Source organism: Dermacoccus sp. MPR-E5, from assembly GCF_058809565.1.
In genome coordinates this window covers 35,159-53,943 of record NZ_JBXASS010000018.1, presented here as the reverse complement: position 1 = coordinate 53,943, position 18,785 = coordinate 35,159, and the positions used below count along the sequence as shown (strand labels likewise).

Annotated in this window: 15 protein-coding genes and 1 pseudogene; 11 read left to right on the top strand and 5 right to left on the bottom strand. The window is 69.6% G+C overall.

The genetic code is table 11. The annotated features are described in order from the left end of the window. Nucleotides 1-105: 105 nt before the first annotated feature. Nucleotides 106-408, top strand: a pseudogene (locus tag AC1RS9_RS12700) (integrase core domain-containing protein); the annotation flags it as partial. Nucleotides 409-685: 277 nt separating this feature from the next. On the opposite strand, the gene AC1RS9_RS12695 reads toward AC1RS9_RS12700, so the two are convergent. The 5 genes from AC1RS9_RS12695 to AC1RS9_RS12675 form a co-directional block, all read right to left on the bottom strand. Next, nucleotides 686-1,024, bottom strand: a complete 339-nt coding sequence (locus AC1RS9_RS12695; RefSeq protein WP_136788338.1) for a hypothetical protein — start codon at nucleotides 1,022-1,024, stop codon at nucleotides 686-688. Between the two features lie 57 nt (nucleotides 1,025-1,081). Next, complete coding sequence (locus AC1RS9_RS12690) at nucleotides 1,082-1,357, bottom strand: hypothetical protein (protein ID WP_062256358.1); 276 nt, start codon at nucleotides 1,355-1,357, stop codon at nucleotides 1,082-1,084. Between the two features lie 692 nt (nucleotides 1,358-2,049). Further along, entirely contained in the window at nucleotides 2,050-4,245 is a 2,196-nt protein-coding gene (locus AC1RS9_RS12685; RefSeq protein ID WP_131940824.1) for a transglutaminase TgpA family protein, read from the bottom strand. Continuing rightward, nucleotides 4,242-5,342, bottom strand: coding sequence for a DUF58 domain-containing protein (locus AC1RS9_RS12680; RefSeq protein ID WP_131940827.1), 1,101 nt, complete (start codon nucleotides 5,340-5,342; stop codon nucleotides 4,242-4,244). The genes AC1RS9_RS12685 and AC1RS9_RS12680 overlap by 4 nt, the downstream gene beginning before the upstream one ends. Further along, nucleotides 5,339-6,310, bottom strand: a complete 972-nt coding sequence (locus AC1RS9_RS12675; RefSeq protein ID WP_074045462.1) for an AAA family ATPase — start codon at nucleotides 6,308-6,310, stop codon at nucleotides 5,339-5,341. Before AC1RS9_RS12675 ends, AC1RS9_RS12680 begins: the two co-directional genes overlap by 4 nt. Nucleotides 6,311-6,705: 395 nt before the next feature. Here AC1RS9_RS12675 and mraZ point away from each other — a divergent pair, with 395 nt between their 5' ends. The 10 genes from mraZ (at nucleotide 6,706) to murC (ending at nucleotide 18,745) form a co-directional block, all read left to right on the top strand. Next, on the top strand, nucleotides 6,706-7,137 hold the full coding sequence (gene mraZ / locus AC1RS9_RS12670) for a division/cell wall cluster transcriptional repressor MraZ (protein WP_006946550.1): 432 nt from the start codon (nucleotides 6,706-6,708) through the stop codon (nucleotides 7,135-7,137). A gap of 138 nt (nucleotides 7,138-7,275) precedes the next feature. Then, a complete protein-coding gene (rsmH, locus tag AC1RS9_RS12665; protein ID WP_131940829.1) occupies nucleotides 7,276-8,247 on the top strand; it encodes a 16S rRNA (cytosine(1402)-N(4))-methyltransferase RsmH in 972 nt (323 codons plus the stop codon). Beyond that, on the top strand, nucleotides 8,244-8,876 hold the full coding sequence (gene ftsL, locus AC1RS9_RS12660; RefSeq protein ID WP_131940831.1) for a cell division protein FtsL: 633 nt from the start codon (nucleotides 8,244-8,246) through the stop codon (nucleotides 8,874-8,876). The genes rsmH and ftsL overlap by 4 nt, the downstream gene beginning before the upstream one ends. A gap of 326 nt (nucleotides 8,877-9,202) precedes the next feature. Further along, entirely contained in the window at nucleotides 9,203-10,942 is a 1,740-nt protein-coding gene (locus tag AC1RS9_RS12655) for a peptidoglycan D,D-transpeptidase FtsI family protein (protein ID WP_492921737.1), read from the top strand. Then, nucleotides 10,939-12,351, top strand: a complete 1,413-nt coding sequence (locus AC1RS9_RS12650; protein ID WP_062258725.1) for a UDP-N-acetylmuramoyl-tripeptide--D-alanyl-D-alanine ligase — start codon at nucleotides 10,939-10,941, stop codon at nucleotides 12,349-12,351. Before AC1RS9_RS12655 ends, AC1RS9_RS12650 begins: the two co-directional genes overlap by 4 nt. After that, complete coding sequence (gene mraY / locus AC1RS9_RS12645; RefSeq protein WP_006946613.1) at nucleotides 12,348-13,439, top strand: phospho-N-acetylmuramoyl-pentapeptide-transferase; 1,092 nt, start codon at nucleotides 12,348-12,350, stop codon at nucleotides 13,437-13,439. Before AC1RS9_RS12650 ends, mraY begins: the two co-directional genes overlap by 4 nt. After that, nucleotides 13,436-14,941, top strand: coding sequence for a UDP-N-acetylmuramoyl-L-alanine--D-glutamate ligase (murD, locus tag AC1RS9_RS12640; protein ID WP_115296341.1), 1,506 nt, complete (start codon nucleotides 13,436-13,438; stop codon nucleotides 14,939-14,941). Before mraY ends, murD begins: the two co-directional genes overlap by 4 nt. Further along, a complete protein-coding gene (gene ftsW / locus AC1RS9_RS12635; RefSeq protein ID WP_492921734.1) occupies nucleotides 14,938-16,191 on the top strand; it encodes a putative lipid II flippase FtsW in 1,254 nt (417 codons plus the stop codon). The genes murD and ftsW overlap by 4 nt, the downstream gene beginning before the upstream one ends. A gap of 5 nt (nucleotides 16,192-16,196) precedes the next feature. After that, the gene (gene murG, locus AC1RS9_RS12630; protein WP_492921732.1) at nucleotides 16,197-17,297 is read left to right on the top strand and encodes an undecaprenyldiphospho-muramoylpentapeptide beta-N-acetylglucosaminyltransferase; all 1,101 of its coding nucleotides are present in this window, start codon (nucleotides 16,197-16,199) and stop codon (nucleotides 17,295-17,297) included. Next, nucleotides 17,294-18,745: a UDP-N-acetylmuramate--L-alanine ligase gene (gene murC, locus AC1RS9_RS12625; protein ID WP_492921730.1), complete on the top strand. Its 1,452-nt coding sequence runs from the start codon at nucleotides 17,294-17,296 to the stop codon at nucleotides 18,743-18,745. Before murG ends, murC begins: the two co-directional genes overlap by 4 nt. Nucleotides 18,746-18,785: the final 40 nt, after the last annotated feature.

Genomic DNA, 18,785 nt, shown 5'->3' with positions numbered 1-18,785 from the left:
ACAACCGGCCACGCAAAGTCCTCGGCTGGCGAACCCCCGCAGAGGTCTTCGACGAGCAACTACGATCACTCGAACAAACCGGTGTTGCAACGACTGGTTGAACCTGCCCAGTACGTTTCGCTGGCGTACACCGACACGTTGGCCGAGCACGGCGTTGCGCCTTCCGTTGGGACAGTGGGCGATTCGTACGATAACGCCTTGGCTGAGACGGTGAACGGCTTGTACAAGGCCGAGCTGATCTACTCGCGCACGACGTGGCCGTCGACGTCGGCGGTTGAGTTGGCGACGTTGGAGTGGGTGAGCTGGTGGAACCACCAGCGCCTGCACGAAGCCCTCGGCTACCGCACCCCAGTCGAGGTCGAAGCGGCTTACGATCAATCCCACACGAGCACCCTCGTCACCACATAAGCGCGGAACGAAACCCAGGGCGCTTCACTCTTCCTCGAAGCGAAGAAGGCCCCACGTGCGCTCAGGTGCCATGCTCGTCGGGGGCAAAGCTTGTACGGCACAAACTTTGGTTTCGCGTGCGCAGGTGCGCTTGCACGAGCAGGTGTGACCTCGTCCTAGCGTGCGAGTACATGGCGATGGAGTCTCAATCGCGATCGACCGGAAGCCCCGGCGCCGGGTGACGGCAGACCTTGGGAGCCACAGCTCCCAAGGTTCGAGCCCCAGCGCCGGGAGGCGTTCACGCCGGGTCGATCCGACTCTCTGCGGCGATGTCCGCGAACTCGAGCAGTTCGGCGGCGCACGCTCGCATGTCGTCCACGGTGTCGGTGACCATGCGCTCGACAGCATCGACGGTCGGCGCCGACATGACGTGCGAGACGTCCGCGTAGTCCTCGAACTGCTGCAGGTCGAAGAAGCGGCCGGGGCGCACGTGCATGCGTACAAGGCCGGGCTCATTGGGGTCGCGTATCCATCCGTCGCCGAGGTCGTGGGCGGCCTCGAGCGGCGCGGTGTGTTCCTGGCACCAGGGCACTCGGCAGGCGCGCACGTCCTCGAACGTCGTGGTGGTGGTCGTCATGGTCGTGCCTTTCGGTGGGGGGTGGGCTCAGGTGTCACGTTTGTTACACCTGCGCGTTCAGGCTTCTTCGTCGGTGGCGACGCGCTCGAAGCGTCCGTCGCGGTGTTCGACGATGACGCGGCCGAGGTCGACGAACACGGCGCGAGCGTCGGGGAAGTGCGCGATCTTGAGCGCGTGGCGGGTGGCGTCCATCGCATCGAACGCGGCAGTGACGGCGCGGGCGTCCCACGGGCTCGCGGTGCCTGCGATGGTGCGCTCGAGCAGCGTCTCGGTGGCGTCGTTGTGCGCCACGGCGAGGCTCACGAGGCGCGCGGCGTCCTGCGCGGCGCTCATGCGGCCCACCCCTCAGGGGCGTCGGTAGTGGCGACGACCTTTCCGCTGTCAGAGGGAAGGTCGATGACCTCACCAGTGGCTACGTCACCGACGAGCACGCCGCTGTTACGGGTTCCGTACTACCGGATTCGTGAATAGCCGCCGGCGGCATCGTCTCGAAGTGGTGCACCCACAGCAGCAGCGGCACCACGGCCATAGCCGCGAAGGGTGCGAGGTGGTCGCATAGGGCGCACCACACATCTAGAATCGGGTTCACGTTCAGCACTCCCATGCTGTTCGTCACGACCCCGGAGGCTGCAACCTCGCGGGGTCTCCACTTAGTCGGGGGTATTACGCGGCACAGCGCTTTGCCTGACGCTCAATCACCGCGCCACCACCTGAAATCCGCACAGCGCTAACGCGTTCTTAGTGCGCAACTACCTCGACTGAGAATCCTCGACTGAGAGTCGTGGACGAGGCGCGAGGCGTTCGCAGCCTCGCGCACGACGCCACTGGCCCACATCCACTCGAGTGGATGTGGGCCAGTGGCGTGTATGCCGTGTTAGAGGGCCCTCGTTCAAGAAGTCTGGGCGTAGGGAAAACGCAGATATCCGCGACCTTAACGGGTCGAACGCCCGACCATCCGGCACACCGGACGAGCCAGAACGTCTGACGCACCGCGGGACCCACGCTCGAAGGGCCCCGCGGCGACGTCAGCTCCGTGCCCCGAACGCTGAGCGGGGCAGCAGCCACGCCCGCAGGCGAGCGCCGACGGAGGCGTCGGAGCGTGCTGCGCGCGTCACGCGTTCGGTCGTGGCAGCCATGCCCCGCGCAGGCGTCGGAGCGTAGCGCGAGTTCTCGATCGAGTGTGCCGCGCGTTCGACGGCTTGGACGAGGTGCGTCGACGCGCGCGGGTTGTCGTCGGCGAACCGGCCGGCCGCTTCCTGTGGGGATCGCTCGGTCGTGATGACGTACCCGAGGTCGCGCAGGTTCCACACCATGCGGTGCCACAGCGCCTCGTCACGCTCGCGGGGCTCACGTGCCTGACGCACCGGGCGGTTGCGTCGCCACCAACCGAGCAGCGGCAATGCGCCGAGCAGGGCGATGACGGCCAGTGCGCCGAGCAGCGTCAGCAGGACGCGACCAAGAACGCCGTCGTCGTGGGGCGTCACCGGCGCGCCGTGCGAGGTCGACCTCGACGTCTGCGTCGTCGACGGGGCAACCGAACGAGTGGACGGCACGGGCGCGCTCGAGCTCGTCGTCGGGGCGCTCGACGACGACTTCGTCGCCGACGGGCTCGTCCGTGCGTAGGCCGGGGCCGCGCCCGAGCGCGAACCGGGCGTCGGCTCGAACCGCGTCCACCCCATGCCGGGGAAGTACAGCTCCGGCCAGGCGTGCGCGTCCGCGGCGCGGACCTCGTACTCGTTGCCCCGCTTCGTGCCGGGAAGGAATCCGATCGCGACGCGCGCCGGGATGCCGAGCGAGCGCGCGCTCATCACCATCGCGGTGGCGTACTGGGTGCAGTAACCCTGCTTCGTCTCGAGGAAGTTGGACAGGGGGTCGAGCTGCGCGCCGTCGACGGTGCGGGTCGGGGCGAGCGTCAGCGAGTACGTGTAGGACGGGTCGGTGCGCAGGTGGTTCTGGATGGCGACGGCCTTGTCGAAACGCGAGGTCGCATCCCCGGCGCCGGAGGCGGTGAGCAGCGCGTCGATCCGCGTGCGGGCCGCCGGCGGCAGCGAGGCGACGTCGAGGTCGTCCTGCGTCACCCCACCGGTTCCGGCGCTGACGGCCGAGTCGTCGACGGGGCGCGCTGCCGCCGTGAACGTCCGGAAGATGACGGCGTACGCGGGCACTTGAGCGGCGAGGTGCGGCACGCCGGTCGTCGTTCCGACGTCGAAGGTGTCGTGGCCCTGGCCGAAAGCGGCGGCGCGCAGCGTCGTCGGCGCGGCGATGAACGGCGGCTTCATCGCGTTGAGCGTGACGGTGGCCTGCGAGCTCGTCGTCGGCACGGCCGGGTCGTAGCCGAGCGCCGGGAACTCGCTGTTGGCCTTCACCTTCGTCGTCGGCTCGTTCGTGCGGGCGCGCCACTGGCCGTCCGCGTACGTCGAGCTCGTCGTCACCCGGAGCGGGCCGGGCTGTGAGTCCTCGGTCGTGTAGGTGAGGACGGGCGCCGCGTTGCGCGAGGACAGATCCTTGGTCAGTTCGAGCGATGTCGAGAAGTCCACGCTCGTGTCGACGCCCCGGGCCCCACCCTCGGCGAGAGCCGGAGTCGCGCGGGTCGGCACGTGCCCCGACAGGGCGGCGGCGCCGGCCACGGCCAGCACCGTCACGGCGGCGAAGACGGGCGCACCCGTCAACGTGCGGGAACGACTCGTGCTCAACCACATCAGGAGCGCCCACGCGGCTGCGGCAGCAGCGAAGTAGGGCAGCGGCAACGTCTGACCGAGCGCGGTCGTCGCGAGCACGAACGGCGCCGCGACGGGCAGCACGGTGGCGGCCGGCAGCTTCGAGGTGCCCCCGACGTAGTCGACGACGAGGGCGACGAGCGCGGCGCCGAGCGTCAGCGCGGCGATGACGCCGGCGACGGCCGGCAGGGGAGCGACGGAGGAGTTCGCGACCTTCTGCGCCTCGTGGCCGGCGTCCCGCAGAGCGGACGGGGTCGGGGAGACCCCGTGCGCGGCGAGCGCCGCGAGTGGCGAGACCATGACGGCCGCCGCCTGCGCGAGCACGATGAGCCAGGAACGTGCACCCACGCGTCGCAGCCCGGCGCCGATCGCCCACACGACGAGCGCGGCCACGACGATTGGCACGCCGACGCTGCCGGCCTTCGACAACTCGACGAGCGGCCAGCAGGCGCTCAGGCACAGCAGCCCCAGGGCGACCTCGGCGAGGATGCGGCGGGTGGTCATCGAGCTCCTTCGGCGGGGGCGGTGGTGACGGGGCGCGCCTCGGGAACCGTGTGTGTGCTCCACCCGTCGGCGTCGAGGCGGGCGCGCATCGACGTCACGGCATCGGGTGATCCGGCGACGAACGCCTCACCCCCGGACGGCGCCGGCCCCAGTGAGCCCGCGGTGTCGGCGTGGACGAAGACGACGTGCGCGGACGCGGCGTCGTCGACGAGGGGGCAATCACCCGCGACGGCGAGGGCGTCCATCGCGTCGTGGAGATCGCGGTAGGTCTCGGCGCCGACCCGCAGCGCGAACGGCTGGTGCGCGCGGGCGCGTGCACTCAGCCACGAGGCGCAGGCTTCGACGAGGCCTTCCCATCCGGCGTCGACACCCGGGGTCTCGACGTGCCCGACGAGCCGGGCACGGGCGGTCTCGTCGGTCGGTGGGTCGAGCTGGCGGACGATGAGTTCACCGCGGCGAGCGGTGGCGGGCCAGTGCACGAGGCGCATGTCGTCACCGCGCACGTACTGGCGCACGCTCGCCCCGACCTCGCCGCCGAAGGCGAGGTGCGATTCGATGCTCGAGTCGCCGACGAGGCTGCGCTCGCGCTGCGGCGTGAGCGCGACGTCTTGGCGGGGCCACACGCGGATCTCACGGCGCGCGGCGACGTCCCGCGTCAGGTGCGCGAGGCCGAACGGGTCACGCACGACCAGGCGCGTCGGACCGGTGACGAAGCGGCCGCGGTGAGGTGCGCTCACCGCGTATTCGCCGTCGAAGTGGCGCCCCTCGACCGGCCACGACGGCGTCGGGCCGCCGAACGTGTGCGGTTCCTGGAGGGTGGCACCCGAGAAGCGCGCCGACAGCGACAGCTCGGCGTGGACGGCGACACGCTCGCGGTCACCGGGTTCGAGCGGCAACCGCGGGCCGACGTGACGCACCTGCGCCGACGCGCGTGTCGCGACGAACAGCGTCAGCACGCTGAGGACGAGGAGCAGCAACGCGAAGATTCCGGCTCGCACGAGGTCGGTGAAACCCGAGAACGCGCCGATGAGCACGAGGGAGACGCCCGCTCCCGCGAGCAGCAGGCCACGACGGGTGAGGCGCGGCAGCGCGCTCATCGCGACGCCGACGGCACAGCCACGGTCTCGACGAGGTGGCGCACGACGTCACCGGGCGTCTCGTCGCGCTGGGCGCGGTTCATGAGGACACGGTGCGACAGGACGGCGGGCGCCATGGCGGCGACGTCCTCCGGCAGCGCGTGGTCGCGCCCCGCGATGGCGGCGTGGGCGCGCGCCGCGCGCAGCAGCTGCAGCGAGGAGCGCGGGCTCGCGCCGAGACGCAGGTTGGGGTGGCTGCGCGTCGCGGCGACGAGGTCGACGACGTACTGACGCAGCGCGTCACTCGTGTGCAGCGACGCGATGGCATCGATCGCGTGCTCGACGTCGTCGGCGCTGGCGACGGGACGCAGCGTGTCGAGCGGGTCCTTCTCACCGTGGTGCAGAAGCATGTCGAGCTCGGCGCGCGCAGAGGGGTAACCCATGCTGATCTGCGCCATGAAACGGTCGCGCTGCGCCTCGGGCAGGGGGAAGGTGCCGTCCATCTCGACGGGGTTCTGTGTCGCGACGACCATGAAGGGGCGCGGCAGCGGCATGGTGCGCCCGTCCATGCTCACCTGGTGCTCCTCCATCGCTTCGAGCAGCGCCGACTGCGTCTTCGGAGAGGCGCGGTTGATCTCGTCACCGATGACGATGTTCGCGAACACCGCGCCCGGACGGAACGTGAAGTCACCCTTGCCCTGGTCGTAGACGTTGACACCGGTGATGTCGCTCGGGAGCAGGTCGGGCGTGAATTGGATGCGTCGCATCGTCGCGTCGACCGAACGGGCCAGGGCCTTGGCGAGCACGGTCTTGCCGACGCCCGGCACGTCCTCGACGAGCAGGTGACCGCCCGCGAACAGCACGGTGACGGCCGTGAGCACGACGTCGTCCTTGCCCTCGACGACGAGGGCGACGTTGCGGCGCACGGCGTCGGCGAGGCCGAGGACGTCGGTGGTCGCGGGGTAAGGCTCGGGGCTGCGGCGTTCCATGACTCACGATCTTGCCAAACTTCCCTCCCCGGCCACAGTTCGCCCCGCGGGCTTGGATGCGTCGTCACCCGCCTGGCCGACGAGCGCATCGCCCTCCACCGCGCTCCACGCACGCCCTCCACTGCGCTCCACCGGGTTCCTCCACATCGCTCCACCTGCGCTCTCGACGAGGTGCCGTGGCCGTGAAGCCGTCGACCGAGCCGGACCCGCGCCCCCACGCTCGGGGAACGGCGGTTTTTTCCCTCCACCGCGCCCCACCCGCCGTCAGCCCTGCAATGACGCGGAAATCGCTCTGCCCAGATCACGAGATCAGACATGGTGGGGCGACATGGTGGGGTGAAGTGGAGTAGAGTGGGGGTCATCGGAGCGAGATTGGTGACGGGAGGTGCCCAGCCGTGTTTCTGGGTACCCACACGCCGCGTCTCGACGACAAGGGCCGCATGATCCTTCCCGCGAAGTTTCGCGAGAAGTTCGCTGCGGGCCTCGTCATGACGCGTGGGCAGGAACGCTGCCTGTACGTCTTTCCGATGAACGAGTTCGAGCGCATCGCTGCCGCGATGAACACGACACCCGTCACCTCGCGTGCGGTGCGTGATTATCAGCGCGTCCTGCTCTCGGGGGCCTCCGACGAGATCCCCGACAAGCAGGGCCGTGTGACGATCCCGCCGCTGCTGCGCGAGTACGCGGGTCTTTCGAAGGAATGCACGGTGATCGGTGCGGGTAACCGCGTCGAGATCTGGGACACGCAGGCGTGGAACGACTACCTCGCCGGCGCGGAACAGCCGTTCTCCGAGCAGGCCGAAGAAGTCGTTCCCGGTTTGCTGTAGCCCTGCTGTCGCGAGGTCTCCGGCCGCTGAGAGTCCGACACACCTTCCCCGGTGCCGGAAGCCCAGCGGCGGGGGCCCTGGCGACAGCAGCGCCGCCGGCCGAATGCCGCCCACCCCGATTCGAGCGACGGAGCACCGATGGAGATGTCACGCGGCCTCGCAGCCGATCGTCACGTGCCCGTCATGCTCACCGAGATCCTCGACGCTCTCGCCCCCTCGCTCGCGCGCTCCGGCGCTCTCTACGTCGACGCCACCCTCGGCATGGGTGGCCACACCGAGGCCGTGCTCGAGCGCTTCGGCAAGGCCCGCGCCATCGGGATCGACCGTGACACCGAGGCCGTGCGTCTGGCCGGTGAACGCCTCGCCCGCTTCGGTGACCGCTTCGAAGGCGTGCACGCCGTCAACACCGAGGTCGCCGACGTCCTGCCCCGCCCCGCGGACGCGATGCTGTTCGACCTCGGCGTCTCCAGCCTGCAGCTCGATGAGCTCGACCGCGGCTTCAGTTACCGCGCCGACGCGCCACTCGACATGCGGATGGACCAGACGAGCGACGGGCCCACGGCCGCCGACGTCCTCAACACCGCCAGCCAGGACGAGTTGGAGCGCATCCTCAAGACGTACGGCGAGGAGCGCTTCGCCCGCAAGATCGCGCACGCCGTCGTCAAGGAGCGAGAGAAGCAGCCGTGGACGACGTCGGGTCGGCTCGTCGAGATGTTGCGCTCGGTCATCCCGCTCGCTTCGCAGCGTCAGAGCGGCCACCCGGCCAAGCGCACCTTCCAGGCCCTGCGCATCGAGGTCAACGACGAACTGCGCGGCTGGGAGCAGGCTGTGACGTCGGCGCTCGACTCGCTGGCCGTCGGCGGACGCCTCGCCGTGCTGTCGTTCCACTCGCTGGAGGACCGCATCACGAAGCGCGCTTTCGCAACCGCGTCCGCCTCGACCGCGCCGCCCGGTCTACCGGTGGAACTACCCCAGCACCGTCCCGAGTTCGCGCTCGTCACCCGGGGCGCCGCCGTCCCGAGCGAGGACGAACTCGAGCGCAACCCCCGCAGTGCCTCCGTCAGATTACGAGTCATCGAACGCACCCGAGCGAAAGGAAGCCAGTCATGACCCAGCTGGCCGCCCCCACCCGCGCCCCTCGTCGAGTGACGACGAGTCGCCCCCGCGTCACCTCGGCCCGTTCCGGTGCGCGTCCGGCTCGGCCAGCGACTCAGGTCGCCACCGCCGAGCGCGCCGGGCACACTCGCTTCATGGCGCTCGCCGTCCTCGTCGCGATGGCCTCGGCGCTTGCGCTGTTGTTCCTCAACACGATGCGCGCCGAGCAGTCGTTCACCCTCTCGACGCTGCGCAGTGACGTCTCCACGCTCAACGAGCGAGAGCAGGCGCTCGACAGCGAGATCTCGGCCGTGTCCGCGCCCGAGGAGCTCACGCTGAAGGCCGAGAGCTACGGCATGGTCAAGCCGGCGTCGATCACCTATGTGAGTCGGGACACGGGCAAGAAGCTCGGCGTGGCACACCCGAGCCAGGCGGGCACGGCGCTTAGTGTGAACACGCTCCCGAGCACCCCCGCCAGCAAGGCGGCCGGCGAGGTGATCGCCAGCGGCACCGTCGGTCTGCACATCACCGACCCGGTGGCGCAGGCGCAGGCTCGAGCCAAGGAGAAGGCAGCGGCCGACGCTGCTGCGGCCAAGGCCGAGGCGGCCAAGAAGGCCGAGGCGGCGAAGAAGACGAGCAAGTAAGACGTAGAGCGAGCACGACGTGGACGAGCGGGACGAGGAGAGCTGACGTGGATCGACCCCGGCGCTCTCAGCCCGGCCAGCCTCGCCGCCCCCGTCCCGACGGCTCCCAGCGTCCTGGATCTCGCGGTCGGGTTCCGGCGCAGAACCGGCGACAGGGACGACCCCAGGGTCAGGATCGGCCTCGCGAACGGCCGGCTGCGGGTGGTGGTGCGCGAGGCGTTCGTCAGAACAGCGACGGCCAGGGCCGCCCGGTGCGCTGGAACGAACCCGCCCGGGCACGTCTCGCGGCCGTCGGGCACCCGCGCCGACGTTCGCGACTCATGCTCATGGCATTCACGCTCGTGTTCGCGATCTTCGCCTACGAACTGTTCAGCGTGCAGTGGTGGAACGCGGACGAGCTGTCCCAGCAGGCGCTGACGCAGCGGCTCACGCGCACCAACGTGCCGGCCGCGCGCGGCACCATCACCGACGAGAACGGTGCGGTCCTCGCCCGCAGCGTCGAACGCCGCGACATCGCGGGAGACCCTGTTGCGGCCTCGCAGTACCGCAAGAACTCGAAGAGGTCGCCCAAGGGCATCGACGGCGTGGGCGCACAACTCGCCCAGGTGCTCGGCGGCGACGCGAGCGACTACGCGAGCAAGCTCGACGAGGCGAGCAAGCGAAAGAGCCGCTTCGTGTACCTCGCGAAGGACATCACGCCGGCGCAGTGGAGCCAGCTCAAGGCGCTGGAGCTGCCCGGCATCTCCTCGGAACTGCGTCAGAAGCGTGAATACCCGCAGCGCACCTCCGTCGCCCCGCTCGTCGGCTGGGTGAACTCGGCCGGCGTGCCTGGCGGCGGGGTGGAGCAGATGCTCGACGCGCAGCTGCGCGGCAAGGACGGCATCCACCAGATCGAGCGCGCTCGCAACGGCGAGCCGATCGCGACGGGGGACAACCTCGACCAGCAGCCCGTCAGCGGCCGGGCCGTGCAGCTCACCGTCGACAACGACATCCAGTGGTACGCGCAGAACGAACTCGTCGCGGCCGTCAAGAAGACGAAGTCGCAGTCGGGCGAGATCGTCGTCGCCGACAAGGCGGGGCACCTTCTCGCGACCGCGAGCTACCCGAGCTTCGACAACAACGACATGAGTTCGGCCGCGTCCGACGCCTTGCAGAACCGTGCGTTCACCGACACCTTCGAACCCGGTTCGACACAGAAGATGGTGACGGCGGGCGCGCTCCTCGAGGAGGGCCTCGCGAGGCCCACGACGCACGTCGAGGTGCCCGCCAAGTTGGAGCGCGCCGGGCGCCCGTTCCAGGATTCGCACCTCCACGGCGTCGAGTACCTGACCCTCGCCGGTGTCATCGCACAATCGTCGAACATGGGCACGATCCTCGCGGGCGAGAAGATGCCCAAGGAGACGTTGTACTCGTACATGATGAAGTTCGGGCTCGGCAAGACGACCGGAATCGGCTTTCCCGGCGAGTCCGCGGGCATCGTCCCGCCCGTCAAGAACTGGGTGGGGGACACGTGGTACACCGTGATGTTCGGTCAGGGCCTCGCGAGTTCTGCGGTGCAGCAGACGGCGCTGTTCCAGACCATCGCCAACGGTGGGGTGCGCTCGCCGCTCAGCCTCGTGTCGAAGGTGCAGGACGCCGACGGGACGATGAAGGCGCCGCAGGACGATCGCACGCCGACGCGCGTGTTCAGTGAGAAGACCTCGCGCGAGCTCATCGGCATGATGCAGGGCGTCGTGTCGAAGGAGGGCTCGGCGCCGCTCGCGGCCGTCGACGGGTACGACGTCGCCGGCAAGACCTCGACGGCCCAGCGCTACGACGCGCAGAAGAAGACGTACGACGGCGTGACGGCGGGTTTCATCGGCATGGCGCCCGCGAAGGATCCGCAGCTCATCGTGTCGGTGACGCTGCAGAAGCCGCAGTCCGGCACCTTCGGTGGCGACCTCGCCGCGCCCGTGTTCTCCAAGGTCATGGGGTACGCCCTGCATAACCGTAAGATTCCCCCGAACAAGAGCGACAAGTTGCCCTATCCGATCGAATACCGTTCGAAGGAGTCGTCGTCCCAGTGATCGAACTATCACTCGAGGAGATCGCGACCGTCACCGGGGGACGCCTGGTCGGCCCCGACGCTCGCATCACCGGTCCCGTCGTCACCGACTCGCGCGAGTGCGCCGCCGGCTCGCTCTACGTCGCGCGCGTCGGTGAGCACGCGGACGGGCACGACTTCGTCCCGGCCGCGCTGGCGGTCGGCGCTGCCGGAGTTCTCGGCGAGCGAGCGGTCGACGGTGCTTCGTGCGTCGTCGTCGACGACGTCGAACTGGCCTTCGCCGAGGTGGCGCGCGCCGTCGTCGACCGTGCACCCAACCTGCAGATCGTGGGCATCACCGGCTCGTCGGGCAAGACGTCGACGAAGGATCTGCTCGGTGCGGTGCTCGCGCGGTTCGCGCCGACGATCGCCCCCTACGGCTCGCTCAACAGCGAGGTCGGGGTCCCGCTGACGGTCTGCCGCATCGACGAGGCGACGCGCTACCTCGTCGCCGAGATGGGCGCCTCGGGGGTGGGGCACATCGCGTACCTGACGAAGATCGCGCCGCCGAGCATCGGCATCGTACTCAACGTCGGACAGGCGCACATGGGCGAGTTCGGCTCCGTCGAGGCAATCGCCCGGACGAAGGGTGAGCTCGTGGAGGCGCTGCCGCAGGACGGCGTCGCGATCCTCAACGTCGACGACTCGCGGGTGCGCGCGATGGCGAGCCGCACGCAGGCGAAGGTCATCCTCGTGGGGCTCGGCGAGGACGCCGACTACCGTGCCACCGACGTGAGCATCGACGAGGCCGGTCGCCCGAGCTATCACCTCACCTGCCCCCTCGGGGAGGCAGACGTGCGTCTCGCCCTCGTCGGCGAGCACCAGGTCGGCAACTCGCTCAGCGTCATCGCCGCCGCGACCAGCCTCGGACTCGCGCTCGGCGACGTCGTCGAGGCCGTCGCCGGAGCCGGGGCCGCGTCGCGCTGGCGCATGGAGGTCAGCGAGGTCGGCGGCGGCGTGACGCTCGTCAACGACGCGTACAACGCCAACCCCGACTCGATGCGTGCCGCGCTGCGAGCCCTCGCCCACATGGGTACCTCACGCCGCAGCATCGCCGCGCTCGGTGAGATGCGCGAACTGGGCGAGGCCTCGCATGACGAGCACACCGCCGTCGGGCAGCTCGCCGCCGAACTCGGCATCGACCGCCTCGTCGTCGTCGGCGCGGGCGCGCAGGCCATCGCGCAGGGGGCGCGCACGGCGGGCATGACGGCGGACGCCGTCACCACGGTCGACGACATCGACGCGGCACACGACGTGCTCGTCGAGCAGATCGCACCGGGGGATGTCGTGCTGTTCAAGTCGAGTCGTGACTCGGGTCTTCGCATGCTGGGGGATAGGTTGGTCGAAGAATCCGGTACACCCGCATTTCCTGTCACGGAGGTGACCTCATGAAGGGCGTGCTCATCGCGGCCATCGTGTCGCTGATCGCCGCTCTGTTCGGCACCCCCATGTTCATCAAGTTCCTGGTGCGCAAGGGATACGGGCAGTTCATCCGCGACGACGGCCCCACGACGCACCACACCAAGCGCGGCACGCCGACGATGGGTGGCGCCGTCATCATCGCGGCGAGCCTGCTCGCGTACGGCTGCGCCCACCTGTTCACGATGACGCCGATGAGCGCGAGCGGCCTACTCGTCATGTTCCTCATGGCCGGGCTGGGGCTCGTCGGGTTCGCCGACGACGCCATCAAGATCACGAAGCAGCGATCGCTCGGGCTGACGTCACTGCAGAAGCTCGGGGGGCAGACGCTCGTCGCCGTCATCTTCGCAGTGCTCGCACTGCAGTTCGAGAACTCCAACGGCCTCACACCCGCGAGCTACGCCATCTCGTTCGTGCGCGACTCGAGCCTGTCGCTCGCGGTCGGCGGCACCGTCGTCAGCCTGCTGCTGTTCGTCATCTGGGCGAACCTGCTCATCGCGGGTACCTCGAACGGCGTCAACCTCACCGACGGTCTCGACGGGCTCGCCACCGGCGCGTGCGTCATGGTGTTCGGCGCGTACGTGCTCATCTCGATCTGGCAGTTCAACCAGAACTGCCAGTACTCGGAGATGATGACGCACGCCGCCAAGTGCTATGACGTGCGCGACCCTCACGACCTCGCCGTCGTCGCCGCGGCGCTCATGGGTGCCTGCTTCGGCTTCCTGTGGTGGAACGCGACGCCGGCCAAGATCTTCATGGGTGACACCGGTTCGCTCGCCCTCGGCGGCGCGCTCGCGGGCCTCGCCATCACGACGCGCACCGAGTTCCTCGTCGTCATCCTCGCCGGGCTGTTCGTCATCGAGACGCTCTCGGTCATCCTCCAGGTCGGCTCGTTCAAGGCCCGACGCAAGCGCATCTTCCGGATGGCGCCGCTGCACCACCACTTCGAGATGGTGGGTTGGAACGAGATCACCGTCGTCATCAGGTTCTGGATCATCGCGGGGCTGTGCGTCGCGTTCGGTCTGGGCATCTTCTACGCGGAATGGAACGTCAGCCAGTGAGCCAGCACGACCTGTGGGCCCTCGACCCTTCTTACGAACCGTTCGCGGGGGAGCGTGACCTCACGCACCGCGACGCCGACTGGTCCGGGTTGTCGGTGCTCGTCATCGGGCTCGGCGTGTCCGGGTTCGCGGCCGCCGACGCGCTCCTCGAGCGCGGCGCCCGCGTGCGCGTCGTCTCGCGCGACCACAGCGACGTCATGGCCGAACGCGCGCAGATCCTCGACGTCCTCGGCGCCGACGTCGCGTTCGGCGCCGAGCACATGGACGCGGCGCCGGAGGGTACGCATCTCATCGTCACCTCGCCGGGCGTGGCGCCGAGCGCGCCGATCATGCAGGACGCCATGTCGCGCGGCATTCCCGTCTGGGGTGAGGTCGAGCTCGCGTGGCGCATGCGCCCGCGCGAGGGCGGTGCGCCGTGGCTGACGATCACCGGGACCAACGGCAAGACGACGGCCGTCACGATGCTCGAGTCGATGCTCAAGGCGCAGGGGCTGCGCGCGGTGGCCGCCGGCAATGTTGGCATGCCGCTGCTCGAGGCAGTACTGCACCCGCAGCCGTACGACGTCATCGCGGTCGAGCTGTCGTCGTTCCAGCTGCACTGGTCGCGCACGGTGTCGCCGTACGCGTCCTGCTGCCTCAACGTCGCCCCCGACCACATCGACTGGCATGGCTCCTACGAGGAGTACAAGCGTCAGAAGGGGCGGGTGTACGAGCGCACCCAGGTCGCGTGCGTCTACAACGTCGACGATCCCGCGACCGAGGCGATGGTCGAGGACGCCGAGGTCGTCGACGGCTGTCGCGCGATCGGGTTCACGCTCGGCACGCCGGGGCCGTCGATGGTCGGCATCGTCGACGACGTCCTCGCCGACCGTGCCTTCATCGCCGAACGACGCACCAGCGCAGCCGAACTCGCCATCCTGAGTGACCTCGGCCCGAACGCTTCCGCACCGCACTACGTCGCCGACGCGCTCGCCGCGGCCGCGCTCGCCCGCAGCTACGGCGTGACGCTCGCCGCGGTCCGTCAGGGCCTGGTCGACTACACGCCCCAGCCGCACCGGATGGCGAGCGTTGCCGAGGTCGGCGGCGTGCGCTGGGTCGACGACTCGAAGGCGACGAACCCGCCCGCGGCCCAGGCGTCGCTGCAGGCGTTCGACCCCGTCGTCTGGATCGCCGGCGGATTGCTCAAGGGCGCCGAGGTCGATGATCTCGTGCGCGCGAACGCCTCGCGGCTGCGCGCCGTGGTGCTGCTCGGTCGTGACCGGGGCATCATCGCCGACGCTCTCGCGGCCCACGCGCCGCAGGTGCCCGTCACCGTCATCGAGACGAGCGATGCCGACGAGGCGATGCGTGAGGCCGTCGCGGCGGCGAATGCAGCCGCCCAGCGCGGCGACACCGTGCTGCTCGCACCGGCAGCGGCGAGTCTCGACATGTACGCCTCCTACGGCGCGCGCGGTGACGCGTTCGCCGACGCGGTCGCGGCACTCAGCGGATCCGGGGCATGACGGCGACGCGCCTGTCATGGCGGGATTCGCCTGCGGTGCAGGGGGCCTCGCGTCAGCTCAGAGGGCGCCTGAAGTGGCTCGAGTCGCCGCTGGCCACGTATTACCTGATCCTCGGCTCGGCGGGCATGCTCGTCGGACTCGGACTCGTCATGGTGTTGTCCGCCTCGAGCGTGACGTCGTACATGGATACGCAGTCGCCGTATTCGGACTTCACGAAGCAGGCGGTATTCGCCGTGGTCGGTGTCATCGTGGCTACCGTGACGAGTCGTCTGCCGATCCGGGTGTTCAAGGTGATGGCCTTTCCTCTCATGCTCGCCGCACTCTTCCTGCAGGTGCTCGTCATGGTGCCCGGGATCGGTGTGGAGGTACTCGGCAACCGCAACTGGATCCGAGTGGGCGGGCTGCAGATCCAGCCGTCCGAGATCGGCAAGGTGGCGCTGATCCTCATGGTGGCGCTCGTCCTGTCCAACCGACAGGCCTACCTGCACGACCCCCGTCGCTCGATCCTGCCCACCGTGCCCTATGTCGTCCTGCTCATCGGGCTGATCATGCTCGGCAAGGATCTCGGGACGACGATGGTCGTCGCGGTCATCTACCTCGGCATGTTGTGGTGTGCCGGCGCGCGCAAGGCGTTGTTCGGTTGGCTGGCGGCCCTCGCCCTCGTCACGTTGCCCATCGCGATCTGGACGAGTGGTAACCGGACCTCGCGCATCCAGGCCTGGCTCGGCGGGTGCGACAACGTCGACCTCGACGGGTGCTACCAGAAGGTGCACGGTATGTACGCTCTCGCCGGGGGCGGAGTGTGGGGCCTCGGGCCGGGCGCCTCGCGTGAGAAGTGGCAGTGGTTGCCGGAGGCTCACAACGACTTCATCTTCGCCGTCATCGGCGAGGAGCTCGGTCTGCCGGGTGCCCTCACGGTGCTCGCGTTGTACGTCGTGCTCGCCTACGCGTGCTACCGGCTCATCGCGCAGACGCGTGACATGTTCGTCCGCGTCGCGAGTGCCGGCATCATGGTGTGGATCTGTTTCCAAGCAATGGTCAACATCGGCTCGGTCCTGGGCATCTTCCCGATCGTCGGTGTGCCGCTCCCGCTGGTCTCCTATGGCGGGTCGGCGCTCGTCATGACACTGTTCGGCATCGGCATCCTGTTGGCCTTCGCCAGGCAGGAACCAGGTGCCGCCGAAGCTCTCACCCTCAAACCGCGCCGCGTGGCGCGCACACTCGCCGTGCTCCCCCGACGGAAAGGCTGACTGACATGACGCTCGAGCGCGTTCTGCTCGCCGGAGGAGGAACGGCCGGCCACGTCCTGCCGTTGCTCGCGACGGCGCAGGAGATCAACGACCGCCACACCGACGCCGTCATCACGGTCGTCGGTTCCCCTGACGGCATCGAGGAGCGACTGGTGCCCGAGCGCGGTTTCACGCTGTCTTACGTGCCGAAGGTCGCCTTCCCGCGTCGGCCGAACATCGCCGCGCTGAGGTTTCCCGCCGCGTTCCGGGGGGCGCTGCGCCAGGCGGAGGCGCTCGTTGCCGAACGCCGCCCGCAGGTCGTCGTCGGCTTCGGCGGGTATGTCTCGACGCCCATCTACCTTGCGGCGCGCAAGGCCGGGATCCCCATCGTCATCCACGAGCAGAACGCCCGGCCGGGGCTGGCGAACAAGCTCGGCGTGCGATGGGCCGCGCACACGGCGACGACGTTCCCCGGCACCCCGCTGGCGGGCGCCGAGGTCGTCGGGATGCCGCTGCGACGCGAGATCCGAGAGCTTCGCCCGGCGATGCTGCGCGCCGAGGCGATGACGTACTTCGGGCTCGAACCCGGACGCCCGACGCTCGTCATCACCGGTGGCTCGCTCGGTGCAGCGAGTCTCAACGAGGCCTTCGCCGCGGCCGCGCCGGCGCTGCGTGTGGCCGGAGTCCAGGTGCTGCACATCACCGGGCGGGGCAAGGGGTTCGAGGCCCCGGCCACCGCCTCGGGGCCGCGCTACGTCGTCGAGGAGTACTGCGACCGTATGGACCTCGCCTACGCGGTTGCCGACCTCGTCGTCACGCGAAGCGGCGCCGGCATGGTGAGCGAACTGTCCACGCTCGCGATCCCCGCGATCTACGTGCCGCTGCCCATCGGCAACGGCGAGCAGCGACTCAACGCGACGGACGTCGTCGAGGCCGGGGGAGCATTGCTCGTCGACAACGGGGACGTCGACGCGACGTGGGTGGAGCGCGTCGTCATCCCGCTCGTGACGGACGCCGACGAGCTGGCCCGCATGCGTGCGGCAGCCGGCAGCCGCGGGCACGCGGATGGCGCCGCACGCCTCGTCGACCTCGTCGAGGACGCTGCAGCGACTGGGGGCCGGGCATGAGCAACGGTGTGAACGAGCGGTTCGACTTCGCCGCGCCGCTGCCCGCTCTCGCGGACGTGCCACACGTGCACATGATCGCGGTCGGCGGCTCAGGCATGTCCGGCGTCGCGCGGTTGTTCCTCGCCGCGGGCGTCACCCTGAGCGGCTCCGACAACGTCGACCTGCCGGTACTCGACGACCTTCGTGCCCAGGGAGCACGCATCGAGCTCGGGTACGACGCCGCGAACGTTGCCGACGTGCCGGACGGCGCCGTCGTCGTCATCTCCAGCGCCATCAACGAGGCCAACCCCGAACTCGTCGAGGTCAGACGGCGCGGTCTGCCGGTGCTGCACCGCAGCCAGGGCCTCGCGATGCTCATGCGCGCGGGTCGCGGGCTCGCCGTCGCGGGCGCCAACGGCAAGACGACGACGAGCGGAATGGCGACGGCCGCCCTCGTCGCGACGGGGGAGAAGCCGTCGTTCGCGATCGGCGCCGACGTCGCGGGGCTCGGTGTCAACGCGGCACCGGGCGAGGGCGACATCTTCGTCGTCGAGGCCGACGAGAGCGACGGCTCGTTCGTCGTCTACCACCCGCAGGTCGCGATCGTCACGAACATCAAGGACGATCACCTCGACTTCTACGGCGCGTCGACCAACCTTGCTCGTGCCTACGAGACCTTCGCGGCGACGATCGCGCCGCAGGGTCTGCTCGTCGCCTGCGCTGACGACGAGGGCTCGCTGGCCCTGGCCCAGCGCCGTCGCGCCGCGGGCGCGCGCGTCCTGACGTACGGGCGCAACATCGACGCAGACGTGCGTATCGTCGCGGAGAGCGGGGAGGGTTTCGACTGGCGCATGAGCCTCCGCGACGGGGACGCCGTCCACGACGTCGCGCTGCATGTGCCGGGTGCTCACAACCTGCTCAACGCGGCGGGCGTCTACACCGCCCTCGTCCACGGTTTCGGTCTTGCGCCGGCCGATGTCGCGCGCGGGCTCGGGGCCTTCCGCGGCACCTCGCGTCGGTTCGAGCCGCGTGGTGAGGCGGGCGGCGTCCGCGTCGTCGACGACTACGCCCACAACCCCGGCAAGCTCGACGCCCTCGTGCGTACGGCGGCCGGGCTCAAGGACGACGGCGAACTCATCGTCATCTTCCAGCCCCACCTGTACTCGCGTACGCAGCACGCGGCGACCGGTCTCGCCGCGGCGCTCGATGGCGCCGACCACGCCTTCGTCCTCGACGTGTACGGCGCGCGCGAGCAGCCCGTCGCCGGGGTGAGCGGCGCGCTGATCACCGATCGCATGACGTCCGGACGCGGCGAGTTCACCCCCACGGCCGACGAGGCGCTGGCTCGCGTGCTCGACGTGGCTCGCCCGGGCGACCTCGTCGTGACCGTCGGCGCGGGCGATGTCACGCACCTCGGCCCGCGCATCCTCACTGGTCTCAAGACGCGTGAAGGTGAAGTGGAAGGTTAGTCTTTTCGGCGGCCAAGACCCCCGGGATTCTGCTGAATGC

Coding starts and splice junctions, on each gene's coding strand:
- AC1RS9_RS12695 (WP_136788338.1), bottom strand. CDS start 1,024: ATGACGACCACCACCACGACGTTCGAGGACGTGCGCGCCTGCCGAGTG.
- AC1RS9_RS12690 (WP_062256358.1), bottom strand. CDS start 1,357: ATGAGCGCCGCGCAGGACGCCGCGCGCCTCGTGAGCCTCGCCGTGGCG.
- AC1RS9_RS12685 (WP_131940824.1), bottom strand. CDS start 4,245: ATGACCACCCGCCGCATCCTCGCCGAGGTCGCCCTGGGGCTGCTGTGC.
- AC1RS9_RS12680 (WP_131940827.1), bottom strand. CDS start 5,342: ATGAGCGCGCTGCCGCGCCTCACCCGTCGTGGCCTGCTGCTCGCGGGA.
- AC1RS9_RS12675 (WP_074045462.1), bottom strand. CDS start 6,310: ATGGAACGCCGCAGCCCCGAGCCTTACCCCGCGACCACCGACGTCCTC.
- rsmH (WP_131940829.1), top strand. CDS start 7,276: ATGGAGATGTCACGCGGCCTCGCAGCCGATCGTCACGTGCCCGTCATG.
- ftsL (WP_131940831.1), top strand. CDS start 8,244: ATGACCCAGCTGGCCGCCCCCACCCGCGCCCCTCGTCGAGTGACGACG.
- AC1RS9_RS12655 (WP_492921737.1), top strand. CDS start 9,203: ATGGCATTCACGCTCGTGTTCGCGATCTTCGCCTACGAACTGTTCAGC.
- mraY (WP_006946613.1), top strand. CDS start 12,348: ATGAAGGGCGTGCTCATCGCGGCCATCGTGTCGCTGATCGCCGCTCTG.
- ftsW (WP_492921734.1), top strand. CDS start 14,938: ATGACGGCGACGCGCCTGTCATGGCGGGATTCGCCTGCGGTGCAGGGG.
- murG (WP_492921732.1), top strand. CDS start 16,197: ATGACGCTCGAGCGCGTTCTGCTCGCCGGAGGAGGAACGGCCGGCCAC.
- murC (WP_492921730.1), top strand. CDS start 17,294: ATGAGCAACGGTGTGAACGAGCGGTTCGACTTCGCCGCGCCGCTGCCC.